At 64.8% G+C, this 23188-nt stretch carries 20 protein-coding genes; 6 read left to right on the forward strand and 14 right to left on the reverse strand.

Translation table 11 applies throughout. The features are described from left to right. Nucleotides 1–9: 9 nt before the first annotated feature. The 7 genes from DOD19_RS11585 to DOD19_RS11615 all read right to left on the reverse strand — a co-directional run bounded on the left by DOD19_RS11585 (nucleotide 10) and on the right by DOD19_RS11615 (nucleotide 5478). Entirely contained in the window at nucleotides 10–807 is a 798-nt protein-coding gene (locus tag DOD19_RS11585; protein WP_024976416.1) for a lysophospholipid acyltransferase family protein, read from the reverse strand. Continuing rightward, nucleotides 794–2071 (reverse strand): dihydroorotase, encoded by a 1278-nt coding sequence (locus tag DOD19_RS11590; protein ID WP_024976417.1) that lies wholly within the window; start codon nucleotides 2069–2071, stop codon nucleotides 794–796. Before DOD19_RS11590 ends, DOD19_RS11585 begins: the two co-directional genes overlap by 14 nt. 8 nt (nucleotides 2072–2079) lie before the next feature. Next, nucleotides 2080–3051 carry an aspartate carbamoyltransferase catalytic subunit gene (locus tag DOD19_RS11595; RefSeq protein WP_024976418.1) on the reverse strand — a complete coding sequence of 324 codons (972 nt, stop codon included), beginning with the start codon at nucleotides 3049–3051 and terminating at the stop codon, nucleotides 2080–2082. Between the two features lie 63 nt (nucleotides 3052–3114). Next, nucleotides 3115–3633 carry a bifunctional pyr operon transcriptional regulator/uracil phosphoribosyltransferase PyrR gene (pyrR, locus tag DOD19_RS11600; RefSeq protein ID WP_112185600.1) on the reverse strand — a complete coding sequence of 173 codons (519 nt, stop codon included), beginning with the start codon at nucleotides 3631–3633 and terminating at the stop codon, nucleotides 3115–3117. Further along, nucleotides 3630–4070, reverse strand: a complete 441-nt coding sequence (gene ruvX, locus DOD19_RS11605; protein WP_024976420.1) for a Holliday junction resolvase RuvX — start codon at nucleotides 4068–4070, stop codon at nucleotides 3630–3632. Before ruvX ends, pyrR begins: the two co-directional genes overlap by 4 nt. Continuing rightward, nucleotides 4063–4635, reverse strand: coding sequence for a YqgE/AlgH family protein (locus DOD19_RS11610; protein ID WP_024976421.1), 573 nt, complete (start codon nucleotides 4633–4635; stop codon nucleotides 4063–4065). The genes ruvX and DOD19_RS11610 overlap by 8 nt, the downstream gene beginning before the upstream one ends. 96 nt (nucleotides 4636–4731) lie before the next feature. Then, entirely contained in the window at nucleotides 4732–5478 is a 747-nt protein-coding gene (locus DOD19_RS11615) for a pseudouridine synthase (RefSeq protein WP_112185602.1), read from the reverse strand. Nucleotides 5479–5557: 79 nt separating this feature from the next. Here DOD19_RS11615 and DOD19_RS11620 point away from each other — a divergent pair, with 79 nt between their 5' ends. Next, nucleotides 5558–7114 carry a deoxyribodipyrimidine photo-lyase gene (locus tag DOD19_RS11620; RefSeq protein WP_112185604.1) on the forward strand — a complete coding sequence of 519 codons (1557 nt, stop codon included), beginning with the start codon at nucleotides 5558–5560 and terminating at the stop codon, nucleotides 7112–7114. Between the two features lie 70 nt (nucleotides 7115–7184). On the opposite strand, the gene DOD19_RS11625 is transcribed toward DOD19_RS11620, so the two are convergent. From DOD19_RS11625 to DOD19_RS11650, 6 genes are all read right to left on the reverse strand, one after another. Then, nucleotides 7185–13232, reverse strand: coding sequence for an Hpt domain-containing protein (locus tag DOD19_RS11625; protein ID WP_112185606.1), 6048 nt, complete (start codon nucleotides 13230–13232; stop codon nucleotides 7185–7187). An 89-nt stretch (nucleotides 13233–13321) separates the two neighbouring features. Next, nucleotides 13322–15559 (reverse strand): methyl-accepting chemotaxis protein, encoded by a 2238-nt coding sequence (locus tag DOD19_RS11630; RefSeq protein WP_024976425.1) that lies wholly within the window; start codon nucleotides 15557–15559, stop codon nucleotides 13322–13324. Between the two features lie 246 nt (nucleotides 15560–15805). Then, complete coding sequence (locus DOD19_RS11635) at nucleotides 15806–16351, reverse strand: chemotaxis protein CheW (protein WP_045204649.1); 546 nt, start codon at nucleotides 16349–16351, stop codon at nucleotides 15806–15808. 78 nt (nucleotides 16352–16429) lie between these two features. Next, a complete protein-coding gene (locus DOD19_RS11640) occupies nucleotides 16430–16798 on the reverse strand; it encodes a response regulator (protein WP_004629647.1) in 369 nt (122 codons plus the stop codon). Between the two features lie 30 nt (nucleotides 16799–16828). Next, nucleotides 16829–17326, reverse strand: coding sequence for a response regulator (locus DOD19_RS11645; RefSeq protein ID WP_045204650.1), 498 nt, complete (start codon nucleotides 17324–17326; stop codon nucleotides 16829–16831). 293 nt (nucleotides 17327–17619) lie between these two features. Continuing rightward, a complete protein-coding gene (locus DOD19_RS11650) occupies nucleotides 17620–17802 on the reverse strand; it encodes a rubredoxin (RefSeq protein WP_003261842.1) in 183 nt (60 codons plus the stop codon). A gap of 215 nt (nucleotides 17803–18017) precedes the next feature. Here DOD19_RS11650 and hemL point away from each other — a divergent pair, with 215 nt between their 5' ends. After that, nucleotides 18018–19319, forward strand: coding sequence for a glutamate-1-semialdehyde 2,1-aminomutase (gene hemL / locus DOD19_RS11655; RefSeq protein ID WP_024976429.1), 1302 nt, complete (start codon nucleotides 18018–18020; stop codon nucleotides 19317–19319). A 90-nt stretch (nucleotides 19320–19409) separates the two neighbouring features. Here the strand turns inward: hemL and DOD19_RS11660 are convergent, their stop codons facing one another. Further along, nucleotides 19410–20318: a 4-hydroxy-tetrahydrodipicolinate synthase gene (locus DOD19_RS11660; RefSeq protein WP_112185608.1), complete on the reverse strand. Its 909-nt coding sequence runs from the start codon at nucleotides 20316–20318 to the stop codon at nucleotides 19410–19412. Between the two features lie 91 nt (nucleotides 20319–20409). Between DOD19_RS11660 and DOD19_RS11665 the strand changes: the two genes are divergently transcribed. From DOD19_RS11665 to DOD19_RS11680, 4 genes are all read left to right on the forward strand, one after another. Then, nucleotides 20410–20613, forward strand: a complete 204-nt coding sequence (locus DOD19_RS11665; RefSeq protein WP_112185609.1) for a hypothetical protein — start codon at nucleotides 20410–20412, stop codon at nucleotides 20611–20613. A gap of 105 nt (nucleotides 20614–20718) precedes the next feature. Further along, the gene (locus tag DOD19_RS11670; protein ID WP_112185611.1) at nucleotides 20719–21345 is read left to right on the forward strand and encodes a LemA family protein; all 627 of its coding nucleotides are present in this window, start codon (nucleotides 20719–20721) and stop codon (nucleotides 21343–21345) included. A 13-nt stretch (nucleotides 21346–21358) separates the two neighbouring features. Then, nucleotides 21359–22216, forward strand: a complete 858-nt coding sequence (locus DOD19_RS11675; RefSeq protein ID WP_024976433.1) for a YgcG family protein — start codon at nucleotides 21359–21361, stop codon at nucleotides 22214–22216. 15 nt (nucleotides 22217–22231) lie between these two features. Further along, on the forward strand, nucleotides 22232–22756 hold the full coding sequence (locus DOD19_RS11680) for a TPM domain-containing protein (protein WP_024976434.1): 525 nt from the start codon (nucleotides 22232–22234) through the stop codon (nucleotides 22754–22756). Nucleotides 22757–23188 lie beyond the last annotated feature (432 nt).

Consider the following 23188-nt stretch of genomic DNA (forward strand, 5'->3'; position numbering starts at 1 on the left):
CCGAGTAGCCTAGCCCGCGCGGTCGATCAGCGCGGCAACAGCGTCGTGACTATGTGCAGCCAGCCCACGGCGGTCCATCTCCGGCGCCACGGCGGGGCCCACGAACACTTCCACCACCAACGGTGGCCCGTTCAGCATGGCGTTGATCGTGTCCATCATCGACAGATCACCGATATACGCCGGAATGGTCGTCAACTCACCCGTCTCGGCAATGCGATAGCGCAGCGCCAGCGGGCGGATCGGTGCGCCAGCGCTAACAGGCGCCTGAAACAGATTGGCGTGGAACGGCAGCAGCTGCAGCCCGTCCGACGTCGTGCCCTCGGGAAACACGCAAATGACATCGCCGGAACGCATCGCATCAGCGATGACATGCATGATGCGATGCGCATCGCGCTTGCGGGCGCGCTCGACGAACAGCACGCCGGTCTGCGCGCACAGCCAGCCAATGATTGGCCAGCTGCGAATCTCCGATTTGGCGACGAAGCGCGGTGGGTACCAGCTGTTGATCGCATAGATGTCGATCCACGAGACATGGTTGGACACCAGCATGGAGCCAGCCAGATCCTTGCCCGCGACCGGCTCGCCATGCACAACGAGTGAGACACGGAACAGCGCGAGCAACTTGCGCGACCAGCGCTGAATCAGCCTCTGCTTGGTCTCAAGCCTGACCCACCAGAACAGCAGCGCGCACGTGATAAGGCCTTCGGCCAGATGGGCGAGCAACCGCAGCTTGCGGCGCACATGCTTGCGCTGTGGCGTGCTCACCTCGCTGGGCGCGCTTGCCACGCGCTGATCAATGCCCGTCATAGGCAAGATGGCCAGCGACCATCGTGGCACGTACGCGGCCAGCCAGCTCAAAGCCCAGGTACGGCGAGTTCTTGCCCTGGCTCCGCAGAGCGCGCGGCTCAAGTTTCCAGGTCGCATCCGGATCGAACACGCACACATCGGCCATCGCCCCCACTTCCAGCGAGCCTGCATGCAGGCCCAGCACACGAGCCGGCTCGCTGGTGATGCGCGCCAGCGCCTTCGACAGCTCGACCTTGTGTTCGGTGGCCCAGCGCAGCGTGAGCGGCAGCAGGGTTTCGAGGCCGGTCGCGCCGGGTGTGGCCTCGGCAAACGGCAGCAGCTTCTCGTCGTCATCCACAGGCGTGTGGTCGGAACAGATCGCGTCGATGGTGCCATCGGCCAGCGCACGCACGATGCCGTCGCGGTCGCGCCCGGAGCGCAGCGGCGGCACAAAACGCATCTGCGAATTGAAGTAGCCGATATCGACGTCGGTCAGCGAGATATGGTGGACGTTCACGTCGCATGTGACCGGCAAACCCTCGGCTTTCGCACGGCGCACAAGCTCGATGCCCGCGGCCGATGACAAGCGGCACAGGTGCACACGGGCGCCCGTGCTACGAATCAGCTCGAAGATGGTATGCAGGCGCACCGTCTCAGCCATGACAGGCACACCCGAGAGGCCCAGGCGTGACGCCAGCGGGCCGCTTGCGGCCACGCCGCCCTTACCCAGATACGGGTCTTCGGGGCGCAGCCAGACGGTGAAGCCAAAGGTCTGCGCGTATTGCAGCGCACGCATCAGCACTTGCGTGTCGGCCATCGGCGCATCGGTCTGCGAGAAGCCAACGCAGCCCGACTCTGTCAGTTCGGCCATCTCCGTCAGCACCGCGCCCTTCAAGCCGACAGTGAGCGCACCGAGCGGATACACGTGCGCCTGATTCAGGTTGCGCGCGCGAAACTTGAGCATCTCGACCAAGCCGGGTTCGTCCAGCACAGGATCGGTGTCCGGTGGGCACACCAGCGAGGTCACGCCGCCGGCCATGGCCGCCGCCATTTCCGATTCGAGCGTGGCCTTGTATTCGAAGCCCGGCTCGCGCAGGCGGGCCGACAAGTCGATCAGGCCCGGGCAAACAACCAAACCCGTCGCGTCGATAGTCTTGTTGGCATGGAAATCCGCCGGCGCGTGGCCGACACCGACCACCTTGCTCGCAGCGATGTACAGGTCCTGTTGTGCGTCGATACCGTTGGCCGGGTCGATCAGGCGGCCGCCTTTGATATGCAGTTTCATCGCTCTTCTTAGTCGTTGTTGCCAGCTACGATGCCCATGACCGCCATGCGCACGGCGATGCCGAACGTCACCTGATTCAGGATCACCGATTGCACGCCGTCTGCCACTGCGGAGTCGATCTCCACGCCGCGGTTCATCGGGCCCGGGTGCATGACGATGGCGTCCGGCTTGGCCAGCGCCAAGCGCTCCTGCGTGAGGCCGTAGGCCTTGAAGTATTCCTGTGCCGAGGGCAACAGCGCGCCGCTCATGCGCTCGTTCTGCAGGCGCAGCATGATCACCACATCCACGCCCTTCAGGCCTTCTTCCATGTTGTGGAAGACGCGCACGCCCATGTGCTCCAGCCCGCCCGGCAGCAGTGTGCGCGGGCCAATGGCGCGCACTTCGGCACAGCCCAGCGTCGTCAGCGCATGGATGTCGGAACGCGCCACGCGCGAATGCAGAATATCGCCGACGATCGCCACCGTCAGGTTGGAGAAATCCTTCTTGTAGTGGCGGATGGTGTACATGTCGAGCAGCCCCTGCGTGGGGTGCGCATGGCGACCATCGCCCGCGTTGATGACGTGCACGTGCGGTGCGACGTGCTGGGCGATCAGGTACGGCGCACCGGAACTGGCGTGCCGGACGACAAACATGTCCGCCTGCATCGCAGACAGATTGTTGATCGTGTCGAGCAGCGACTCTCCCTTGCTGGTGGACGACGCGTTGATGTTCAGGTTGATCACGTCCGCCGAAAGCCGCTTGGCCGCGATCTCGAACGTGGTGCGCGTGCGAGTGGAGTTCTCGAAGAACAGGTTGAACACGCTCTTGCCGCGCAGCAGCGGCACCTTCTTCACCTCGCGGTCGGAATCCGATACGGAGACGAACTGCTGCGCGGTGTCCAGCACATGCGTGAGGATGTCGCGCGACAGCCCCTCGATCGACAGCAGGTGCTTGAGCTCGCCGTTTTTCGTGAGCTGCGGGTTAGCGAAAGTCTTGGGCATGAGAAACGAAGGGCGACGAGGTCAGTACAGGTCAGTTCAAAGCGGGCGCGGCGCGGCGCGAACTCAAGCGCCCTTGGGCTCGCGCGTGAAGGTGAAGCGGGCCGAAGCGCCCTCGCCGGTTTCACTCAGCACGAGCGATTCGTTGGGCGGCAACATGATCCGTTCACCGATGTAATCCGGGGCAACGGGCAGTTGGCGTTCACCGCGGTCGACCAACACGGCCAGTTCCACCGCAGCTGGACGGCCGTAGTCGAACAGCTCGTTGATGGCCGCGCGGATGGTGCGGCCGCTGGCCAGGACGTCGTCCACCAGCAGGATGCGGCGCTCGTTCACGTCGAACGGCAGCGTGGTCGGTTGCGCCTTGGCGTGCAGGCCTTTCTTGGCGTAGTCGTCGCGGTGCATGGCGACGTTGACGACACCGTATTCCGGCAGGCCAAGGTCATGCGCCAGCCGCTTGGCGATCCAGGCGCCGCCGCTGACAATGCCGGCCACCGACCAGGCGTGGCCGTCGGCAAGCCGCGTGCGCAGTTGTGCAACGAGGCTCTGGTACAGCGCCTCGGCATCGATCTGTTGCGATGTCATGCGTGTTCGTCGAAAAACTGTTGGAGGATGATGCGCGCGGCTTCTGCGTCGAGCACATCGTCGGAGGCACCGGCGTCCTGCGCGGCGATCGACGAATAACGCTCGTCCACCCAGGTGACCGGCAGGCCATAGCGGCCGTGCAATTGATTGCCGAAGCGCTTGGCGAGCTTGATCATCGGCTGCTCTTCACCGTCGGGGTGAACAGGCATGCCGACCACGAAGCCGACGGGCTGCCATTCGCCCACAAGCCGCGTGATCTGGGTGAAACGGAAATCGACCGAGCGATTAGGAATGGTTTCCAGCGCACGCGCCGAGCGCGTAATCGAGTTACCCAGCGCCACGCCGATGCGCTTTTCGCCGTAATCGAATGCCAGCAAGGTGCCCTCTGCGAGCACGGAAGTGGTGGCTGGACCCGTCGACGATGCGGGCTCAGGCATGCCCGGCCTCGCCCGACAGCATGGCCGGGTTGATGCCGAGCAGGTTCAGCGCCGCGGCAAACCGCTCTTCAGCAGGCACGTTGAAGATGATCTCGGGATCGGCGTGGACGGTCAGCCAGCCGTTGCGGCTGATTTCGTCTTCCAGTTGACCGGCGCTCCAGCCGGCATACCCGAGGGTCAGGATGAAGCGGTGCGGGCCGCCCCCCTGGGCAACGGCTTCCAGCACATCCTTGGAGGTGGTCATTTCCAGCCCGCCCGGCACCGCCAGCGACGACGAATACGCGCCCGTGGCGTCGTGCAGCACGAAGCCGCGCTCGGTCTGAACCGGGCCGCCGTAGTACACGGATTGTTCTGCGAGGGGGTGGATTTCGAGCTTGAGGTCGATCTTGTCGAACAGCGTCGCCAAGTCGATGTCGATGGGTCGGTTGATCACGAGCCCGAGCGCACCGCGCTCATTGTGCTCGCACATGTACACGACCGTGCCCGAAAACGTGGAATCCGCCATGCCGGGCATAGCGATCAGGAACTGATTCGTGAGATTGATAAGTGCGTCCGGCGAGGCCATGGGGCTAGTTTACCAAAAGCCCCCGGCCGGTGCCCCTTTCATTTGGAGGAATCGGCCCTCGGCACAAGGTTTTTTGTTTTGGCGCATTGTGGCGCTTCAGGCACTCGCCCCGGCAGCGTTCGGCGGCGTGGTGTTCAGAGCCTCCAGGTCCGCGGCTTCCAGCCAGCGCCATTCGCCCGGGGCCAGATCGCCCAGCGACAACTCGCCGATGGCGCTGCGGTGCAGTCCGGCCACGTGGTTGCCGGCGGCCGCCACCATGCGTTTCACCTGGTGGTATTTGCCCTGCGTGAGCGCCATGCGCAGGTGGTGCGTGTCCACGCGATCAGCCCAGGCGGCGGCAACGTTTTCATTCTCATCAGCCAGCAGCACGCCGGCGCACAACTGGGCGATCTGCGCATCGGTCACAGGCTCGGCGGTGGCGATCTCGTACACCTTGGGCACCTGGTGGCGCGGGCTGGTGATGGCGTGAACGAACTGGCCGTCGTCGGTGAGCAGCAGCAGGCCCGTGGTGTCCTGGTCGAGCCGCCCGACGCACTGGACGGCCCGCTCGCGCAGCGGCACCGGCAGCAGCGTGTACACGCTAGGATGGTGTTTCGGCTTTTGCGAGCACTCCACGCCGGCCGGCTTGTTGAGCATCAGATAGGCGCGGGCGTGGTACGCCCAGCGTTCGCCGTCGACATCCAGCACCAGGCCAGCGGTATCGACCAGCGCATCAGGGCTTTCCATCTCGACGCCGTTGATGAATACCAGACCCGCGAGCACGAGGTCCTTGCAATAGCGGCGCGTGCCGAAGCCCTGGGATTGCAGGATGCGATACAGCGGAAGACGAGAAGAATCAGCCATGACAACAACGTGAACAAGACAAAAAAGGGCGATTTTTGCGATACGCTCGGCCAGTCCAAAGAGCAACCGATTCCATCCGATGCCCTCCACCGCCCCAAGCCGCCAGCCGTACAACATTGGAGCGCACTTCCAGCGTGGTCTGGTGTGGTTCCGGCGCGATCTGCGGCACTTTGACCACGCGGCGCTGCATTATGCCTTGCGCCACTGCCGCGAGGTCTATTGCGCGTTCGTGTTTGACCGCGACATCCTCGACGCGCTGCTTGCGCGCGGGCTCAAGGCCGACCGCCGCATCGAGTTCATCCGCGCGTCCATTGAGGAGCTGCGCAGCGCGTTGCGCGAGGCCGGCGGCGACCTGATCGTCGTGCATGATCACCCGCGCCACGCGATTCCCGAGATCGCGCGCAAGCTCAACATCGAAGCCGTTTTCGCCAACCATGACGAAGAACCTTCCGCGCAGGCCCGCGATGAAGCGGTGCGCAAAGTGCTGGCTCAGCAGCCGTGCGCCTGGTTCGACTTCAAGGATCAGGTGATCTTCGAGCGCGATGAAATCCTGAACGGGCAAGGCAAACCGTACGGCGTTTTCACGCCTTACAAGAACGCGTGGTTGGCAGCGTTGACACCGTTCGACTTGCGCGCGTATCCGACCGAGCCTTACCTCGGTGCGCTGGCCAAGCCGCCGCAGGCGCTTGCGCACGCGACGCCTGCGCTGGAAGCGATGGGCTTCGCTCGCACCAATCTGTCGGAGATTGCCCTGCCCACCGGCATGTCGGGGGGGCAGTCCTTGCTCGACGAGTTTGAAGAGCGCATGGACGACTACCATGCGCGCCGCGACTTCCCCGCCGTGCGCGGACCCAGCTATCTGTCGACGCACCTGCGCTTCGGCACCGTGTCGATCCGCACCCTTGCAGCGCGTGCACATGCCGCCATGCTCCGCGGAAGCCGGGGCGCGGCGACGTGGCTGTCCGAGCTGGTCTGGCGCGACTTCTATTTCATGATCCTGCATCACCGCCCGGACTTGGCCGACGCCGCCGCGTTCCATCCCGAATTCGATCGCATCCGCTGGGTAGACGGCGACACCGGCGATGCGCGCTTCGAAGCCTGGAGGGATGCGCGCACCGGTTACCCGCTCGTGGACGCAGCCATGCTGCAGATCTTCCAGAGCGGCTACATGCACAACCGTCTGCGCATGGTGGCGGCCAGCTTTCTCATCAAGGACCTTGGTATCGACTGGCGACACGGCGAGCAGTATTTTGCCGACGTGCTCAACGACTTCGACTTCGCGGCCAACAACGGCGGCTGGCAGTGGGCGGCTTCCAGCGGGTGCGACGCGCAACCGTGGTTCCGCATCTTCAACCCGGTCACGCAGTCGGAGAAGTTCGATCCGCAAGGCCGTTTCATCCGCAAGTACCTGCCGCAGTTGGCAAAGCTGCCCGACAAGTACATCCATGCGCCATGGACAGCACCTGCCAATGTGCTGAAGGATGCGGGCGTCGCGTTGGGCGAAACGTATCCCTTGCCGATCGTCGACCACGCCAGCGCGCGTGCAGCGACGCTGGACCGCTATGCGGTTACCAAGGCGCATCGCACATCGGGCGCTGAGGCGGCGGCACTCAGCAAAACCAGCGACGACGATTGAAAATCGCCATGCACCAAGAGCAACGGGCCGGTGTTTTACCGGCCCGTTGTTGTTTCTGCGATGCGCGTCGTCAGCCTGCGTTGGCCGCCGGCGCCCGCTCGCCGATGAGGTTGCGCAGATGCCGGAGCAATTCCTCTTCGTTGTACGGCTTGCCCAGGTAGACGTTCACGCCGATCTCTGCGGCGTAGCGGCGGTGTTTGTCCGCCGTACGCGAGGTGATCATGATGATCGGCGTGGCGCCGATGCGTTCGTCCGCACGCACGTTGCGCGTAAGGTCGAAGCCGTCCATGTGCGGCATTTCGATGTCGACGAGCATCGCGTCGGGCGTGATCTCCTGCAGCTGACGCAGCGCGTCCACACCGTCGCGTGCGAGCACGGCCTGGTATCCGGAGCGCGTGAGCAGACGCTGCGTGACCTTGCGCACCGTAAGCGAATCGTCGACAACCATGACGATTGGCTGTGTGGCCAAGCCCGGCACGGCGTCGGTGCTGCCGTCGCGGTGCAGCTCGGCAACAGCACCCGTCGCCTCCTGATCGGACAGACCACGCACGGCGGCTTCGCGCTCGAAGCGCTGCGTGAGCACCACGGGGTTGTAGATCAGCACGATCTCGCCGTCGCCCAGCGTGGTCGCACCGGCAATCCCTTCCAGACGCGCCAGGTGCGGGCCGATGTGCTTGACCACCACTTCGCGGTTGCCGATGACTTCGTCGACGTGCACGGCGGCGCGTTCGGCACCGTTGCGCACCACCACGGCCGGCGAGTACTTGCGCCCGCCCGTGACGGACTTCGCCTCTTCAAGCAGCGCGCCAAAGTAGTGGAACGGCACGGGGCCCGTCGGCAATTGCAGCGCGGCGGCGTTGTACGCCTCGGCCAGCGCCTGGGGGCGCAGTTGCTGCACGTGGTCGATCATGCCTGACGGAATCGCATACACGCGCTCGCTCACACGCACCAGCAGCACCTGCGTAATGGCAGTGGTCAACGGCAGGTGGATGGTGAAACGCGTGCCGACTTCCGGCGTGGTCTGCAGCGAGATCCGGCCGCCCAGGGCGACGGTTTCAGCACGCACCACGTCCATGCCCACGCCACGGCCAGCCAGCTCGGACACCTGATCCGCCGTGGAGAAGCCCGGCGTGAAGATCATCTCGGTGAGACGCGCATCGCTGGCCTCCTCCTCCGGCGCCAGAAGCTGGCGTTCCAGCGCGCGGGCGCGAATGCGGTCGAGGTTCAGGCCGGCACCGTCGTCGACGAAATGCAGCACGACTTCGTTGCCTTCCTGCTGCACTTCGAGCGTGAGCTCGCCGGCCGGATTCTTACCCTTGGCGCGGCGCTCGTCGGCGGATTCAATGCCGTGTGCGACGGCGTTGCGGATCATGTGTTCCAGCGGGCCGCCCATGCGGTCCAGCACGCTGCGATCCAGTTCCACCGTACCGCCCTTGATGAACAGACGGACTTCCTTGCCGGTTTCCGATGCGGCCTGGCGGGCCACACGATATAGACGGTCGGCCACGGTATCGAACTGCACCATGCGTGCGCGCATCAGGCTACGCTGCAAGCCGCGCGTGAGGCGTGCCTGAGTTTCCAGATCGAGCGACGCTTGATCGAAACCGCGGAACAAGTTCTGCTGCACCGTCGCCACGTCATTGACGGACTCGGCCATCATCCGCGTGAGTTCCTGCAAGCGCGTGAATCGGTCGAATTCCAGCGGGTCGAACGATTCGTCGTGTGCAGCCGCATCGGCAATGCGCGACTCCATCTGCGTTTCGGCCTGGATTTCGATCTCGCGCACCTGCGAGCGCAAGCGCGCCACGTTGTCGTTCAGTTCCGACAGATAGGTCTTGAGTGCATCGACTTCCGACTCGAGACGCGCACGCGCGGCACCGACTTCACCCGCATCGTTGATGAGCGAGTCAAGCGCGCGCGCCTGCACGCGCACCATCGCACGCTGGCGTTCGGCGACTTCCAGGGCTTCAGCTTCGGGGCTGCGCGCGCCGGTCAGATCGACGTTCGTCGATACCGCAACAGCTGGCAGCATCGATGCGCCTGACGATGCCTGCGCGTCGGCGGCCGTCTGCTGCGCATCGGCAGCATCGGCAAGGCCGGCATCGAGCGGCAGCAGATTGCCCGCGCCCAGCGCATCGACGTGCGCCTGAATGCGGTCAAACCAGACGTAGAGCTTGCGGAACAGTGCGTCGTCCACGCGGTTCTGGCGCAGGCCGCCTTCAATGGCACTTTCCATTTCGTGCGCGGCCTGACCCAGCGTCATGGCACCGGCCATGCGCGCACTGCCCTTGACGGTGTGCAGGTTACGCAGCAGCAGGCCGGCGGCATTGCGGTCCTGCGGCGCGGCTTCCCACGCACGCAGGTGCTGGCCCAACTCGGGCAGCGCGACGTGCGCTTCCTCCAGGAAGATTTCCAGCAGCGCCGGGTCGAGCGCGTCGGACGGTGCCTGGCGGACCAGCTCACCCACGGCGGGCTCGGCAACCGGCGACTCGTGCACGGGCACCAGCGACGGCACAAACGTCGGCGTGATCTCCGCCGGTTCAAACCCGGGTTCGCCGGCCAGGCCAGCGGTTTCGTTCTCGGCCTGTTCGGCTTCGGTAAAGGCCGCTGGCGCCGGCTCCAGCGGCAGGCGCGGACGCACGAGCAGACGCTCGCACAGTTCGTCCAGGCTGCGGCGCATCGCCTCGTCGGCTTCCGGCCAGAGGCTGGCGGCAAATTGATGCAGCATGCCGCGCATGCGCTCGATGGATTGATCGAGCAGGCGGAAGTCGCCCGGATGCATCGCCACCGGGCGGCTGTTCAGGTTCAGCAGCACCTGCTCCAGCGCGCCTGCCAACTGGCGCACTGGCTCCAGTTCGACCACGGCGGAGCTGCCTTGCAGCGTGTGCGCGGCGCGCAGGGCCAGCTCGCTCGGCGGCGTGCGGCCTTCGTGGCGCCACTCCGAGAAATCCACGCCCAGGCGGCGGATCAGGTCATCGGCTTCCTGCAGGTAGACGTTGTACAGCGCCACGCTGATGCGGACCGGGCCAATCTCCTTCACGCCATCGTCGTGCGGTGCTTCCTCCGGCTCGCCGGTCTGCGCGAACGGGAACGGGATCACCTTGGCGTCGACGTCAGCGTCAGCGGCCACCGGTTCAGCGGCAGTTTCCTGATGGGCCTCTTCGACGCGCTCTGCAACCGGCTCGACGGCCTCATGCTCGACCACCGGCGCGGTGGCCTCGGGCATCGGCGCCTCGACTTCGGGCAGCGCGGGCTCGTCATCCCATGTGAGCGCGACAGCTTCTTCGGCTTTCGCAACGGGCACGTCCGGCGCAGCCAGCTCCATCGGCTGTGCCGCGTCGATGTCGTGCGATGCGGTTTCCGCAGCCGGTGCTTCGTGCGTTTGCGGCTCAACGTGTTCAGAAGCAGCGTGCGCTTCGGGCACCGTCTCCAGCCACACGAACGGACCGCCATGGCGCACACGCTCTGCGGCGGCGACCAGCGGTTCGATGGCGTGATCGGCTTGCGGCGATTGCGCAATGGCAGCCGCCCATGTCGACAGTTCGGACTCGGCGCGCGTCAGGAGCGCGGCCAGGTCATGCGTCGGCACGCGGCTCTCGGCCAGCCAGACGTTCATCACCTGCTCGATCGCCCAGGCAGCTTCGCCATAGCGCGTGAGGCCGACCATGCGGCCCGAGCCCTTGAGCGTGTGGAACGCGCGGCGCAGTTGCGTAAGCAAGTCCAGATCGGGGCCGGCAGCCAGGCCTCCGGTGCCCATATCGGCAGCGGCCTGTAGGCCATGCAGATCGGCACGCACGCCGGCCAGCACTTCTTCGGCTTCAGACAGGAAGATGTCGAGCAGTTCGGCATCGATGGATTGGGTATCCCGCACGGCAGCAGGCGCAGATGCGGCGGCAGCGGCAGGCACGGCAGCCGGTGCCGCCAATGCGGCCTGCATACGCTCAAGCGCACCGGCGCTGCCGACCTGCCATGCGTCGAACTGGGCCAGCGCCTCTTCCAGGCGACGTCGGCGAGCCGGATCGTCGTCGATGGCGGCGGCGTCGCGTGCTTCCTGCAGCGCGGCACGCAACTCGGCGGCCAGCGGGTCGGTCGGGTCAACCGGTTGCTTGGCCAGCAGGCGATCGAGCAGCGATTGCAGCGGCGATGCTGCCTCGGCATTGGACACACCCGCGCCGACGAGCGTTTCGGATTGCGGCTCGCGGCGGGTCAGCATGCCGGATTCGGTATCGAAGGCGAACTCACGCCATGCGGTTTCGCGCCCGGTCGGCGTCAACTGGCTTTCGATGACGATCTCGTCGACCTGGCCGCCGGTCAGTTCTGTGCCGGCAGACAGCGCGTCGAGCAAGGTCTGCAGGCCGCTGACATTGGCGGCCAGCGCAGCCAGGTAGCGTTCGCGATCAGCGGTGGCGCCCTCGCCCGCCGCTTGCAGCGCATTGATGGTCGATTGCGCGGCTTCGGTGGCGTGGACAGCCTCATAGGCGTCGAGTGCGGCAAAGGCACTCTGCATCTCGCCGAACAGGCGTGCAGCTTCTTGCAGACCGCCGCTTTCTTTGCCTTCACGCTCGAACGCATCGAGGTGCGTTTCGGCAGAGGCCAACTGCGTTTGCAGCGTGCGCACCTGCTCGGCGCGCGCGCGGCGTTGTGCGGCTTCTTCGGCCAGCAGCGCGAGCCATGCGGGTGCTGGCACGGCGTGGCCGTCTTGCGTGGCGCGAGCGTGTTCGGCCAGTTCGCTGCAGCGGGCGGCAAACCACGCGCTGCGCAAGTCGCCGGATTCGCCATGCACGGCCCACGGGCGTGCCAGCATGCGCGAGAGGAATTGCAGCGTGGGCGCAACGTCCTGCCCGGCAGCTTCGGTCAGTCGGTTCGACAGGTCAGACAGGGCCGGCTGGCCCAACGCGTCGGCATGCAGCGCAAGCGTCTGCAGTGCGGCGTCGAGTTCGTCCGCAGCGGGCGCAGGTTGTTGACTGAGCGATTCGAGCGAGCGGCCAACGCGTTGCAGCGTGTCGCTGGTGTCCGTCGGCAGCAGCGCGTAATACTGGCGCGTATGCAGTGCGCCAGCCGGTGCGTGCGTGGGCGGAATCGCAAAGGCCTGCACACAGGCCACGATGTCCGGGCCGAGCGTGTCGTCGCCCACTGGGGTTGCGGGCGCGTTGCTGTACGCCATGCCTGCCAGCAGGTACAGCGCGTCGGTCAGCAGGCCTTGCGGCAGATGAACGTTGTTGTGCGAGTACTGGCGCAGCAACAGGTTGACGCGTGCCGCCAAGCGCTTGGCGGTCATGTCGGCCGGCACCAGGCCGGCACGCAAGGCGCCGAAGGTCAGGGCCAGCACGAGCCACAGATCGCGCTGCAGATCGTCTCCGGCACGGCGCGGTTCGCGCTCGAGCGCGCGAATGCCATGCAGCAACTCTTCGAGCGGAGCGTAGGCTGCAGCGGCGGCGGACGGATCCACCTGCGCACCATCGGCGTTGGATGCCGGTGCGCGCAGCGCGGTCAGCAACGCGAGTTCGAACTTGCGGCGCAGGCGTGCCAGTCCGGGCAGATCGCGCGAGGGCAGCAGCAGAGCCGGCAGATGGCGCAGCTCATCGGCCCACAGATCAGCCGGGTGGATGCGCTCTTCGCCCAGGCGGGCAAGCACGGCTTGATACGGCTGGAACAGGCGCAGCGGCTCTTCGTCCATGCCGGCCATCAGGTCGGCCACGTATTCCTGCAACGCCTGCACGGCGCGCGAGAACACATCCAGCGTCTGCGCGTCAGCGGCTACGGTGCTGGCATCGACGGCTTCGAGCAGGCGCTTGGCGGCCTGGCAATACACGTCGACACCACGCAGCCCGACGATCAGCAGCGCGCCGGCAGCCTGGTGCAAATACTGGCCAGCCAGGCGCAGCGAGGTCGTATCGCGCGCACCGATGACCTCCGGATTGGCGATGACCTCGGCCGCGTATTCGCCGAACTCGCGCACGGCATCGTCCAGCGCGGCGCGCATGTTGGGCGCCACCCACGCCAGCGCGGAGAGGTCGCGCGCGGGCACGGCAGCTTTCGGACGAACCGCAGGGGCCCCGGTCGCCTCAAGCGAGGCAGGATGGGACTGGGCGGGCTCGGCGGAAGATTGATGACGCATGTGTGCTTCCAAAAAGCAGGTGGCGGTTGCCGCAATTGCCCAGGGGTGGCCCCTTCGGCGCTCCCGCCCGAAATCCAGTGGTGACGAGCTCAGGCGATGCGGAACCGCGCCACCGAGTCACGCAGTTCTTCAGCAAGCTGCGTGAGCTGGCGCACCGACTGTGCGGTCTGGCGCGTACCCGTCGACGTCTGTTCCGTGATGTGCAGGATCTGTTCGATGTTCTGCGCAACGTCCGAAGCCAGCGTCGCTTCGTGCGAGGTCGTCTGCGAAATGCTCTCAATCAGTTCGGCAAGCTGGCGCGACACACGGCCGATCTCCACCAGTGCGGCACCGGCGTTATCGGACAGCTTGGCCCCTTCCACCACACCCGCCGTGCTGCGCTCCATTGCGTGCACCGCGTCTTGCGTGTCGGTCTGAATCGTGCGGATCAGCGCACCGATCTGCTTGGCTGCCTCGGCCGAACGTTCTGCCAGGCGCTGCACTTCCTCTGCCACCACCGAGAAGCCGCGGCCGGCTTCACCAGCCGATGCCGCCTGGATGGCAGCGTTCAGTGCCAGCACGTTGGTCTGCTCGGTAATGTCCGAGATCAGCTCCACGATTTCACCAATCTCCTGCGACGATTCGCCCAGGCGCTTGATCCGCTTCGAGGTTTCCTGAATCTGATCACGGATGTCGTTCATGCCCGTGATGGCGTTCTGCACCGCCTGCTGACCTTGCTCTGCAGCAGCCAGCGAGGCACGTGCAACGTTGGCCGATTCGGCTGCGCCGCGCGAGACCTGCGTAATGCGGTCGGCCATCTCCACCACCGACTGACCGGTCTGGCGAATCTGGCGGGATTGTTCTTCCGACGCGGCCACCAGGCTTTCCGACGTGGTCTGCACTGCCGACGATGCCTGCGTCACCTGCTCGGCCGTCTGCTGCACCCGGCCGACCAGCTCGCGCAGTTCTTCCACGGTGTAGTTCACCGAGTCGGCAATGGCGCCGGTAATGTCTTCCGACACAGTGGCCTGCTTGGTCAAGTCACCGTCTGCGATGTCCTGCAGCTCGTTCATCAGACGCAGAATTGCGGCCTGGGTGGAATCGTTGTTGCGCTTTTCCACCATCCGGCGCTCTTCAGCTTCACGCTGACGGGCTTCTGCTTCCATCGTACGCACGCGCGAATCGCGCAAGTACAGGGCGGCCAGGCCGGCCAGGCAGACCACGGTCAGGATGGCCGACAGCACCACCGCACCGAGCGTCACCGGGCGGCTACGCACGCTGCCGGCATAGGCAGACTGCAGGTCCGACAGGTCGGCACGCAGCTTTTCGTTGTCGTTGAAGATCTGCTGCTGGGCGCGCTTTGCGGCAATCAGGCCCGGCAGGTTTTCAAGAATGATCTGCGTGGTCTTCTGCACGTTGTCGAAGCGGGTCGACAGCTCTTGCAGATAGCCCTTCGTCTCGGCATCGGTGGCGGCCGAGAGGCGCAGCGCTTCCGAGCCGTTGAGCAGGCCGTTCAGGGTTTCGCGGAAGGTGTTCGTGTCCTTACCGAGCAGGAACGCCGTTTCCGGGTTCACGCCTTCGCCGGCCAGGAACTCGTTCATGTTCTTACCCAGACGCTGCGTCAACATCACCAGCTGCGACGAGGCGGCCACTTCACGGGCCGGCGCGTTGGTCTGCAGCTTCATCGACGAGATCTGCTCGGCTTCTTCCAGCAGTTCGGGGTTCGACGCGTTGAACACGTTCAGCGTCTTACCCACCGCCACCAGCGTCTTTTCCTGCGCCAAGATGGCCTGCGCGCTCTTGTCGCTGCGCTTCCACTCTTCGATCGACTTGTCGAGCAGGGCTCCGGCCTCGCCACCCGAGGCACGCACGCCGCGCTCGGAGCTGCCGTTCTTCAACGCCTCGAGGTTCTCCTGCAAGCGCGCGCGGCTTTCCTTGAGCTGGGCGAATGCGTTGGTGTTACCCAGCAGCGCCACCGGCACTGCCTTGGCCAGACGCTGCGAGTGCATCAGCGTGTCACCGGCAATTTCAATCTGCACCGAACCGTTGTTGGCCTGGCGGTTATCCAGGTACACCGAGATCAGCAGGGCCAGCAGACCGACCACCAGGCCAATCGTGAAGACACGCTGCTGCGCGGCAAACGGCACGCGCTCCATCCAGCCGACCACGGCATCCATGGGCGAGCGGCCCAGCTGCGTGGGCGGGCCAGCGGGATTATCGTCATCCGTATGGGACGCATTGTCCAACTGCGCCAACTGCGCGGAAGCCGCCGACGCGCCCTCCACTGCAACCTCCGGCGCCCCAGCCTCACCGGCACGGCGACCTGCGTTGAACCACTTGAACCCCATAGGACCCTCTTGTCTTGTCGATGCTGCCGTCTCGTTCTATCGAGATCAGCCGCATGGATTTCCCGTCCGCGTCCGCGCCTTGTTCCATCCGGCGTGGTACGCACCTTCGGCAGTGCCTGGATACATCTGGCGCGCCCTGTTGCGCGCCACGCACCGCCTCTTGCCCCTGCACACCCCGCTCGCGTTGCGGCGTGCTCAATCTTTCTTGTTTGGTCTACGGCTCTACGGCCTGATTGCCCAATCGCTTTATGTGCGGCTGCGGCCGACCTGCAGGAACGCCGGATCGGCTAGAAGCTGCCGCACATCCAGTTCGCGCCACTGCGTGCCCTGCGCGTCGCGCCAGGCGCGGCCCAACCACGGACGGCCCTCTTCCACGGAGGCTTCCGCGGGCTGCAGATCGCTCAGGCTGCGCAGGCCCGCCACGCGCGGCACAACAATCGCGCACGCCCGCTGCGGGTCTTTGGACAGCACCACGATCTTGGCGCCGCTGCCGCTGCCCGTCGGCGCTTCACCGCAGAACAGGCCGAAATCGATCACACCAAGCAAGTTGCCGCGCGCGTTCACGAGACCGAGATACCACGGCTGCGTGAGCGGCACACGTGCGGGCGGCTGGTAGTCCAGCACCTCGCCGGTTTCAGTTAGGGACAGCAGCCAGTGGTGCTCGCCGATCTGCACGCCCAGAAAGCCTTCCGTCGACGACTTGGCGCGCGCCTCTTGGAGGCGGCGGGCCAGCATCGCCTGGTATTCATGCAGGCGCTGGCGGGAGGTCAGGTTGGTGCGCTGTTCGTTCACGTCTGGCTCATGTCCTGTGCTGTACGCCATGTCAGGCGTTGCGCGCGGTTAGATAACGATTGGCCAACTGCCGCGGGTTTACTGCGCCAGCTTGGCGATCTTCTCGAGCAACTCTTCGGCCTTGACCGGCTTGACGATGTAGTCCGATGCGCCCTGGCGCATGCCCCACACACGGTCGGTCTCCAGGCCCTTGGTTGTGCACATGATCACGGGGATGCCCTGGAAGCGCTCGTCCTTCTTGATGGCGCGGGTCGCCTGGTAGCCGTTTTGGCCGGGCATCACCACGTCCATCAGGATCAGGTCGAAGGTTTCGGCTTCGAGCTTGGTCATGGCCTGCTCGCTATCGGCAGCGACCGTCACCTTGAAACCGTTCTTGCCGAGGATCTCCGACAGGTGCAGCGCTTCGGTCGGAGAATCGTCGACCACCAACACTTTCTTGATTGCCATACAAACAGTCCTTCGTTAAGAGAGATGCCATCACTGCGCGGCAGCTGGCGCCACCGGCAAATGCGTCTGGACCGCCTCCAGCAGCGCTTCCTTCGAGAACGGCTTGGCAAGGTGGTCCACCGCCCCGACCGACTTGCCTCGCGCACGGTCGAAAATTCCGTCGCGCGAAGACAGCATGATCACAGGCGTGGCATGAAACTTTGGGCTTTTCTTGATCAGCGAGCAGGTCTGGTAGCCGTCCAGATTCGGCATCAGGATGTCGCAGAACACGAGATCGGGCTTCAGGTCACCCACCTTGGCCAGTGCGTCAAAGCCGTCTTCGGCCAGCATGACCTGGCACCCGGCTTGGGTGAGGAAAATCTGCGCGGTACGGCGGATGGTGCTGGAATCGTCGATTACCAGCACCTTACAGCCTGTCAGGGAATGCGCCAGCGGAGAGTTCGCCAGCGGTTGAGAGTCAGCCAGTTGTTCCACCCGCGCGGATTGCATCATGTTCTCGCAGTGCGCGACCACGGGTCGCCACGACATTCTGACCGGATGGATCGCGGCAAATCGCCGCGCAGCGTGCCCTCCAAACGGAAAAGGCCCACGCTGACGACGACTTCAAAACTACGCCCCCCGGCCCGCTTATGAAGTGTGAAGCTCAGAATTTGACGAAGTGTGACAAGTCACCTATTCGCCGTCAATGGCGCCGGCCGTCCGCCGAGCGCTTGTGGCATGGAAGCGACGAGCCCATTTCATCGAACCGTCACTTCCTGATACTTGGCTGTCAGCAAGAGGGCAAACGCTCACTTGCTGACGGGAGACAGGTCAGATCCGGATCAGATCTGCACCATTTCAAAGTCTTCCTTGCGCGCGCCGCACTCGGGGCACGTCCAGTTGATGGGCACATCTTCCCACTTCGTGCCGGGCGCAATGCCGTCGTCCGGGGCGCCTTGTTCTTCGTCGTAGATCCAGCCGCAAATCAGGCACATCCACGTCTTGTATTCAATCTGTTGTTCCATAGGGCAAAGCTTCGGTGGGTTCCGTCTATTAAAATGGCAGGCCAGATGGTACCGAATCGCGCCCGGGTGCGCCAGAACACGCGCCGGGCAGACACGGTGTTTGACTGTATCCAACCCGGATCTGCGGCAAACCACCACATAATCACCTCGAACAGCCTTTAAACCGTGCCGTAGCGCCGCTCTGCTCGGCGCTACGCTCTCTTCCAAAACCCTCCATGTCGACTTCCTCCCGCAGCGCTGCCCTGTTTGAACGTGCCCAGAAGACCATCCCCGGCGGGGTGAACTCCCCGGTACGCGCCTTCCGCTCGGTGGGTGGCACGCCGCGCTTCATTGCCAAGGCAGCCGGTCCGTACCTGTGGGACGCCGACGGCACCCGCTATATCGACTACGTGGGCTCTTGGGGTCCGATGATCGTTGGCCACGCGCACCCAGATGTCGTCCGCGCCGTGCAGGAAGTGGCGGCCGACAGCTTCTCGTTCGGCGCGCCCACCGAGGCTGAAGTCGTCATGGCCGAGGAAATCTGCAAGCTCGTGCCGTCGATCGAGCAGGTGCGACTCGTATCGTCGGGCACCGAAGCGACCATGAGCGCCCTGCGCCTGGCGCGCGGTTTTACCGGGCGCGACCTGATCATCAAGTTTGAAGGCTGCTACCACGGGCATGCCGACAGCCTGCTGGTGAAGGCCGGTTCGGGCCTGCTGACGTTTGCCGATACGACGCAGAACGCGCCCTCTTCCGCCGGCGTGCCGGAAGACGTGGTCAAGCACACGATGGTGCTGCCGTACAACGACGTCACTGCGCTGCGCGAGGCATTTGCCCGTCACGGCAAGGAAATCGCCGCCGTGATCGTCGAGCCGGTGGCCGGCAACATGAACCTCGTGCGTGGCAGCAACGAATTCCACCAGGCCATGCGCGCGCTGTGTACCGAGCACGGGGCCGTGCTGATCTTTGACGAGGTGATGACGGGCTTCCGCGTGGCGCTCGGCTGCGCGCAGGCGCTGTATGGCATCAAGCCGGACCTGACGTGTCTGGGCAAGGTGATTGGCGGCGGCATGCCAGCCGCGGCGTTTGGTGGCCGCCGGGACATCATGGGGTTCCTGGCGCCGCTGGGCAGCGTCTACCAGGCAGGAACGTTGTCGGGGAACCCGCTGGCCGTGGCGGCTGGGCTGACCACGTTGCGGCTGATTGCTGCGGATGGCTTCCATGACCGTCTGGCGACGCAGACACGCAAGCTGGTCGATGGCCTGGCGGAAATCGCTCGTGAGGTTGGTGTGCCGTTTGCCGCCGACAGCGTGGGCGGCATGTTCGGCATCTACTTCCGCGAGGGCGTGCCGACGAGCTTTGCTGAAGTGACCAAGAGCGATGTTGGGCGCTTCAATGCGTTCTTCCATGCGATGCTGGATCAGGGTGTTTATCTGGCGCCGTCTGCGTTTGAGGCCGGATTTGTGTCTTCCACGCATGATGATGCGATTCTGGATGCGACGTTTGAGGCGGCTCGGAAGGCGTTTAGGGGTGTTTGAGTTTGTTTTCTTGGGATGAGCCTTGGTGGTGCATCCCTTGTTTCAGCCCCGGCAGGGAACGAAAGAGAGATGGACCACCAACAAAAAAACTCAAACCCTCCCCACCACCCCCACCAACTCCCGCCCCAACCCCTCAGAAGCCAGCATCATCGGCGCCCGCAACACATTCCGAATCAGCCCTTCGGCAGCAAGCCAAGCCTTCAGGGGCCCCGGATTCGTCTCGGCAAACAGCAACCGAATCACCGGCGCCAGCGCATGATGCAACCGCCGCGCGTCGTTCAACCGCTGCTCTTGCACCGCCCTTGCCATCTCGACAAACAGCTCCGTGCGGACATGCGCGGCAGCAATGATCGCCCCCACGCCGCCCGCACACAGCGTGCCGAACACCTGCGCGTCTTCCCCCGCCAGCACCTGCAACCGCCCATCGGCAATCACGCGCTGCGTCTTGTCCGTATCGCCACCGCAATCCTTGATGCCATGGATCTTGGGATGCGCCGCCAGCGCAAGCAGCGTTTCGGTGTCGATGTTCGCGCCGGTGCGATACGGAATGTCGTACAGCAGCACCGGCACGGGCGAGGCGTCGGCCAATGCGGTGAAGTATTCGATGATCCCGTCCTGCGACGGACGAATGTAGGAAGGCGCAGACACCAGGAACGCCGTGGGGCGGTGCTCGGCCAACCGCAGCATGCGCTCGCGCACCGGCGCCAGTATGCTGCCGGGCAACCCCATCATCACAGGCAGGCCACCGGCGGCGGCACGTACCGTATCCAGCACGTCGGCCTGTTCCTGCTCGGAAAGCGCGATGGCCTCGCCCGTGCTGCTGCACGGAACAAAGCCGGCAACGCCCAGGGCGCGGTAACGCGCAACTAATGTATACAGTGCGCCGTAGTCGACGGACCGCGTCGCGTCATCGGCAAACGGCGTCACGATGGGCACCCAGATGCCCGCATACGACGGACGTTGGTGGTTCGACAGATTGATGGATGAATTTTCAAGCACGACAACACTCCTGGACGAATCAACGACCGGTCAAGAACCATCAGAAGCGCTTCGGGAATGCAGGCCCGCGAGATGCGGGTGAGAGGCAACCGTGTCTAACGTATCGGTCAACCGCTGTTCCGTCGCCCATCTGACGGAACAGCGCTCCGGTCAGACGAGCGGCTGTTTGGTGGCTTTTTTGGCGCGCGCGAGCGTCGACACGACCGACAGGCTGAATGCCGGTGCCGAGCAGATCGACGAGGAACGGGAAATCGCGCGCATGGAAATTGTCAAAAAAGTCTCCATACCGTACTGATGTGTGACTGGAGCGTCAAGCGCATAAGCTAAAGTGCGCTGAAACGTCATGAGGCGATGTCGGTCTCATGCCACACTCTTTTCAGATTCAGATCTAGAGGACTTCATGACCCCTGCCCTGACCTTCCGCTCGACGCGTTTTTCGGTGCTGCGCTGGCTGACACTGTCGCTGGCCGTGCTGGCTGCGCCGTTCCTGTCTGCGTGCGGCTATAACGATTTCCAGGCGAAGGACGAAGCCACCAAGGCCGCATGGGCCGAAGTGGTCAACCAATACCAGCGGCGTGCAGACCTGATTCCGAACCTGGTGAATACGGTCAAGGGCTATGCCTCGCACGAAAAGGACACGCTCGAAGCGGTGACCAAGGCGCGCGCCGCAGCCACCAGCTTCCAGATCACGCCGGAGGTGCTGAACGATCCGGCGGCGTTCCAGAAATTCCAGCAGGTGCAGGGCGAGCTTTCGAGCGCGCTGTCGCGCCTGATGGCGGTGTCGGAGAACTATCCGCAGCTCAAGGCTGACCAGTCGTTCCGCGATCTGCAATCGCAACTGGAAGGCACCGAGAACCGCATTACGGTGGCCCGCCAGCGTTACATCAAATCGGTGCAGGAGTACAACGTGCTGGCCCGTAGCTTCCCGACCAACCTGACGGCCAAGGTAATGGGCTACCAGGTCAAGCCGAACTTCACGGTCGAGAACGAGAAAGGTATCTCCACTGCACCCGCGGTGAAGTTTTGACGAGCTGACGATCATGTCGATGCGCGCACGTGCCTGCTTCGCCTTCCTGCTGACTGCAGCCCTGTGGCTGGCCACTGCGCTGCCTGCGCGCGCGCAAAGCGACATGGTGGCCGTGCCGCCACTGGCTGCGCGCGTGACCGACCTGACCGGCACGCTCAGCGCCGAGCAGAAAAGCGCGCTCGAACAGGTGCTGGCCGATTACGAACAGCAGCGCGGCAGCCAGATCTTCGTGTTGATGGTGCCGTCCACCGCGCCGGAACCCATCGAGGCGTATGGCATCCGCGTGGCCGATGCGTGGAAGGCCGGCCGCAAGGGCGTGGACGACGGCGCGATCATCCTCATTGCCAAGGACAACCCGGCGTCGCTGCGCAAGATGCGTATCGAGGTCGGGCGGGGGCTGGAAGGGGCGCTGACGGATGCGCAATCGAAGCGCGTCCTGCAGGACGTGATGGCGCCGCACTTCCGCCAAGGCGATTTTTACGGCGGGCTGTCAGCGGGCATCTCGGCCATCCAGACCGTCATTGCGCAAGAGAGCCTGCCGCCGGCTGAGCGAGCGAAGCATCAGCAATCCGGTGGCGGCATCGGCGATTGGCTGCCGGTGCTGTTTCCGCTGGCGATCATCGTGTTCTTCGTGCTGAGCGCGGCCATGCGCTCGGGCGGGCGCGTGACCGGCAGCCTGCCCGGCCGGCCCGGCTCCCGCGTGATGATGGGCAACCGCGGCTGGGGCCCGGGCACGATTGGCGGCCTTGGCGGAGGCCTGGGCGGCGAATGGGGACGCGACCGGGACGACTTCGGTGGCGGTGGAGGCGGCGGCTTCGGCGGAGGCGGCGGCGGTGGTTTCGGCGGCGGCGGCGCCTCCGGCAACTGGTAACCGGTGAACGCATCCATGACATCCACAACCCGACATCACCGCGGCGCCGGCCGCGCCCTGACCCACCTGCTGACAACCTCGTCGCACGCCAGGCGCGCGTTTCCGCCCGAGGATCTGCAAAAGCTCGAAGCCGCCGTGCGCGAAGGCGAACAACGCCATCGCGGCGAAGTGCGCGTCGTCATCGAAAGCTCGCTGCCAGTGCGCGACGCGTGGGCCGGCGTGTCGCCGCGTCACCGCGCCCGGATGCTGTTCGGGTTGCTGGAGGTGTGGAATACGCGTGAACACGTGGGCGTGCTGCTCTACATCAACCTGGCCGACCACGCGGTTGAGATCCTGGCCGACCACGGGATCGCCGCGAAAGTCGACGCACACACGTGGCGCACCATCTGCGAAATCATCACGCGCGGCTTCGCGCAGCGCGTGGCCATGGCGCCGGTGCTCGATGCGCTGGCGCAGATCAACGACCTCCTCGCCGCACACGTGCCTTCCGATGGCACGCCGCGCACCAATGAGCTGAGCGACCGGCCGGTCGTGCTGTAACGGCGCTACGTTGAGTGAGGCTGCCAAAGCAGCGTCCCAAGCACGGATCTGCCGCCACATCCGTCGCCTTGTTTCGCAGAGACCCGACTGCGGGTGCCATCCACGGCACGTGTTTCAGTTCTGATACGAAAGCGCACGCGCGAAGGCACGCATGGGCAACACGCCCAGGCAATCAGGCGTCTCATCTTTTAGGATGACATGATGGGCGCCGCGCCTCAGGCATCTGCTTCATGTTCTGCGGTGCCGTCACCCACATCGCCGAGAAGCCGTTACGCCATTTCCGCGACGCACATGTGCGTCGTGCGATACGAAGGCACCTGCCACGGTCTCTGGATTGCAGGATTTGCGACCCATGTTTCATGAATGCAACCATTCGAGGCCCCTCTGGTTGTCCCCGAGTTTTCGCACCGCAACAGGCATTAAAAGTCACTT

Source organism: Ralstonia sp. GX3-BWBA (assembly GCF_003290055.1).
Taxonomy (GTDB): Bacteria; Pseudomonadota; Gammaproteobacteria; order Burkholderiales; family Burkholderiaceae; genus Ralstonia; species Ralstonia holmesii.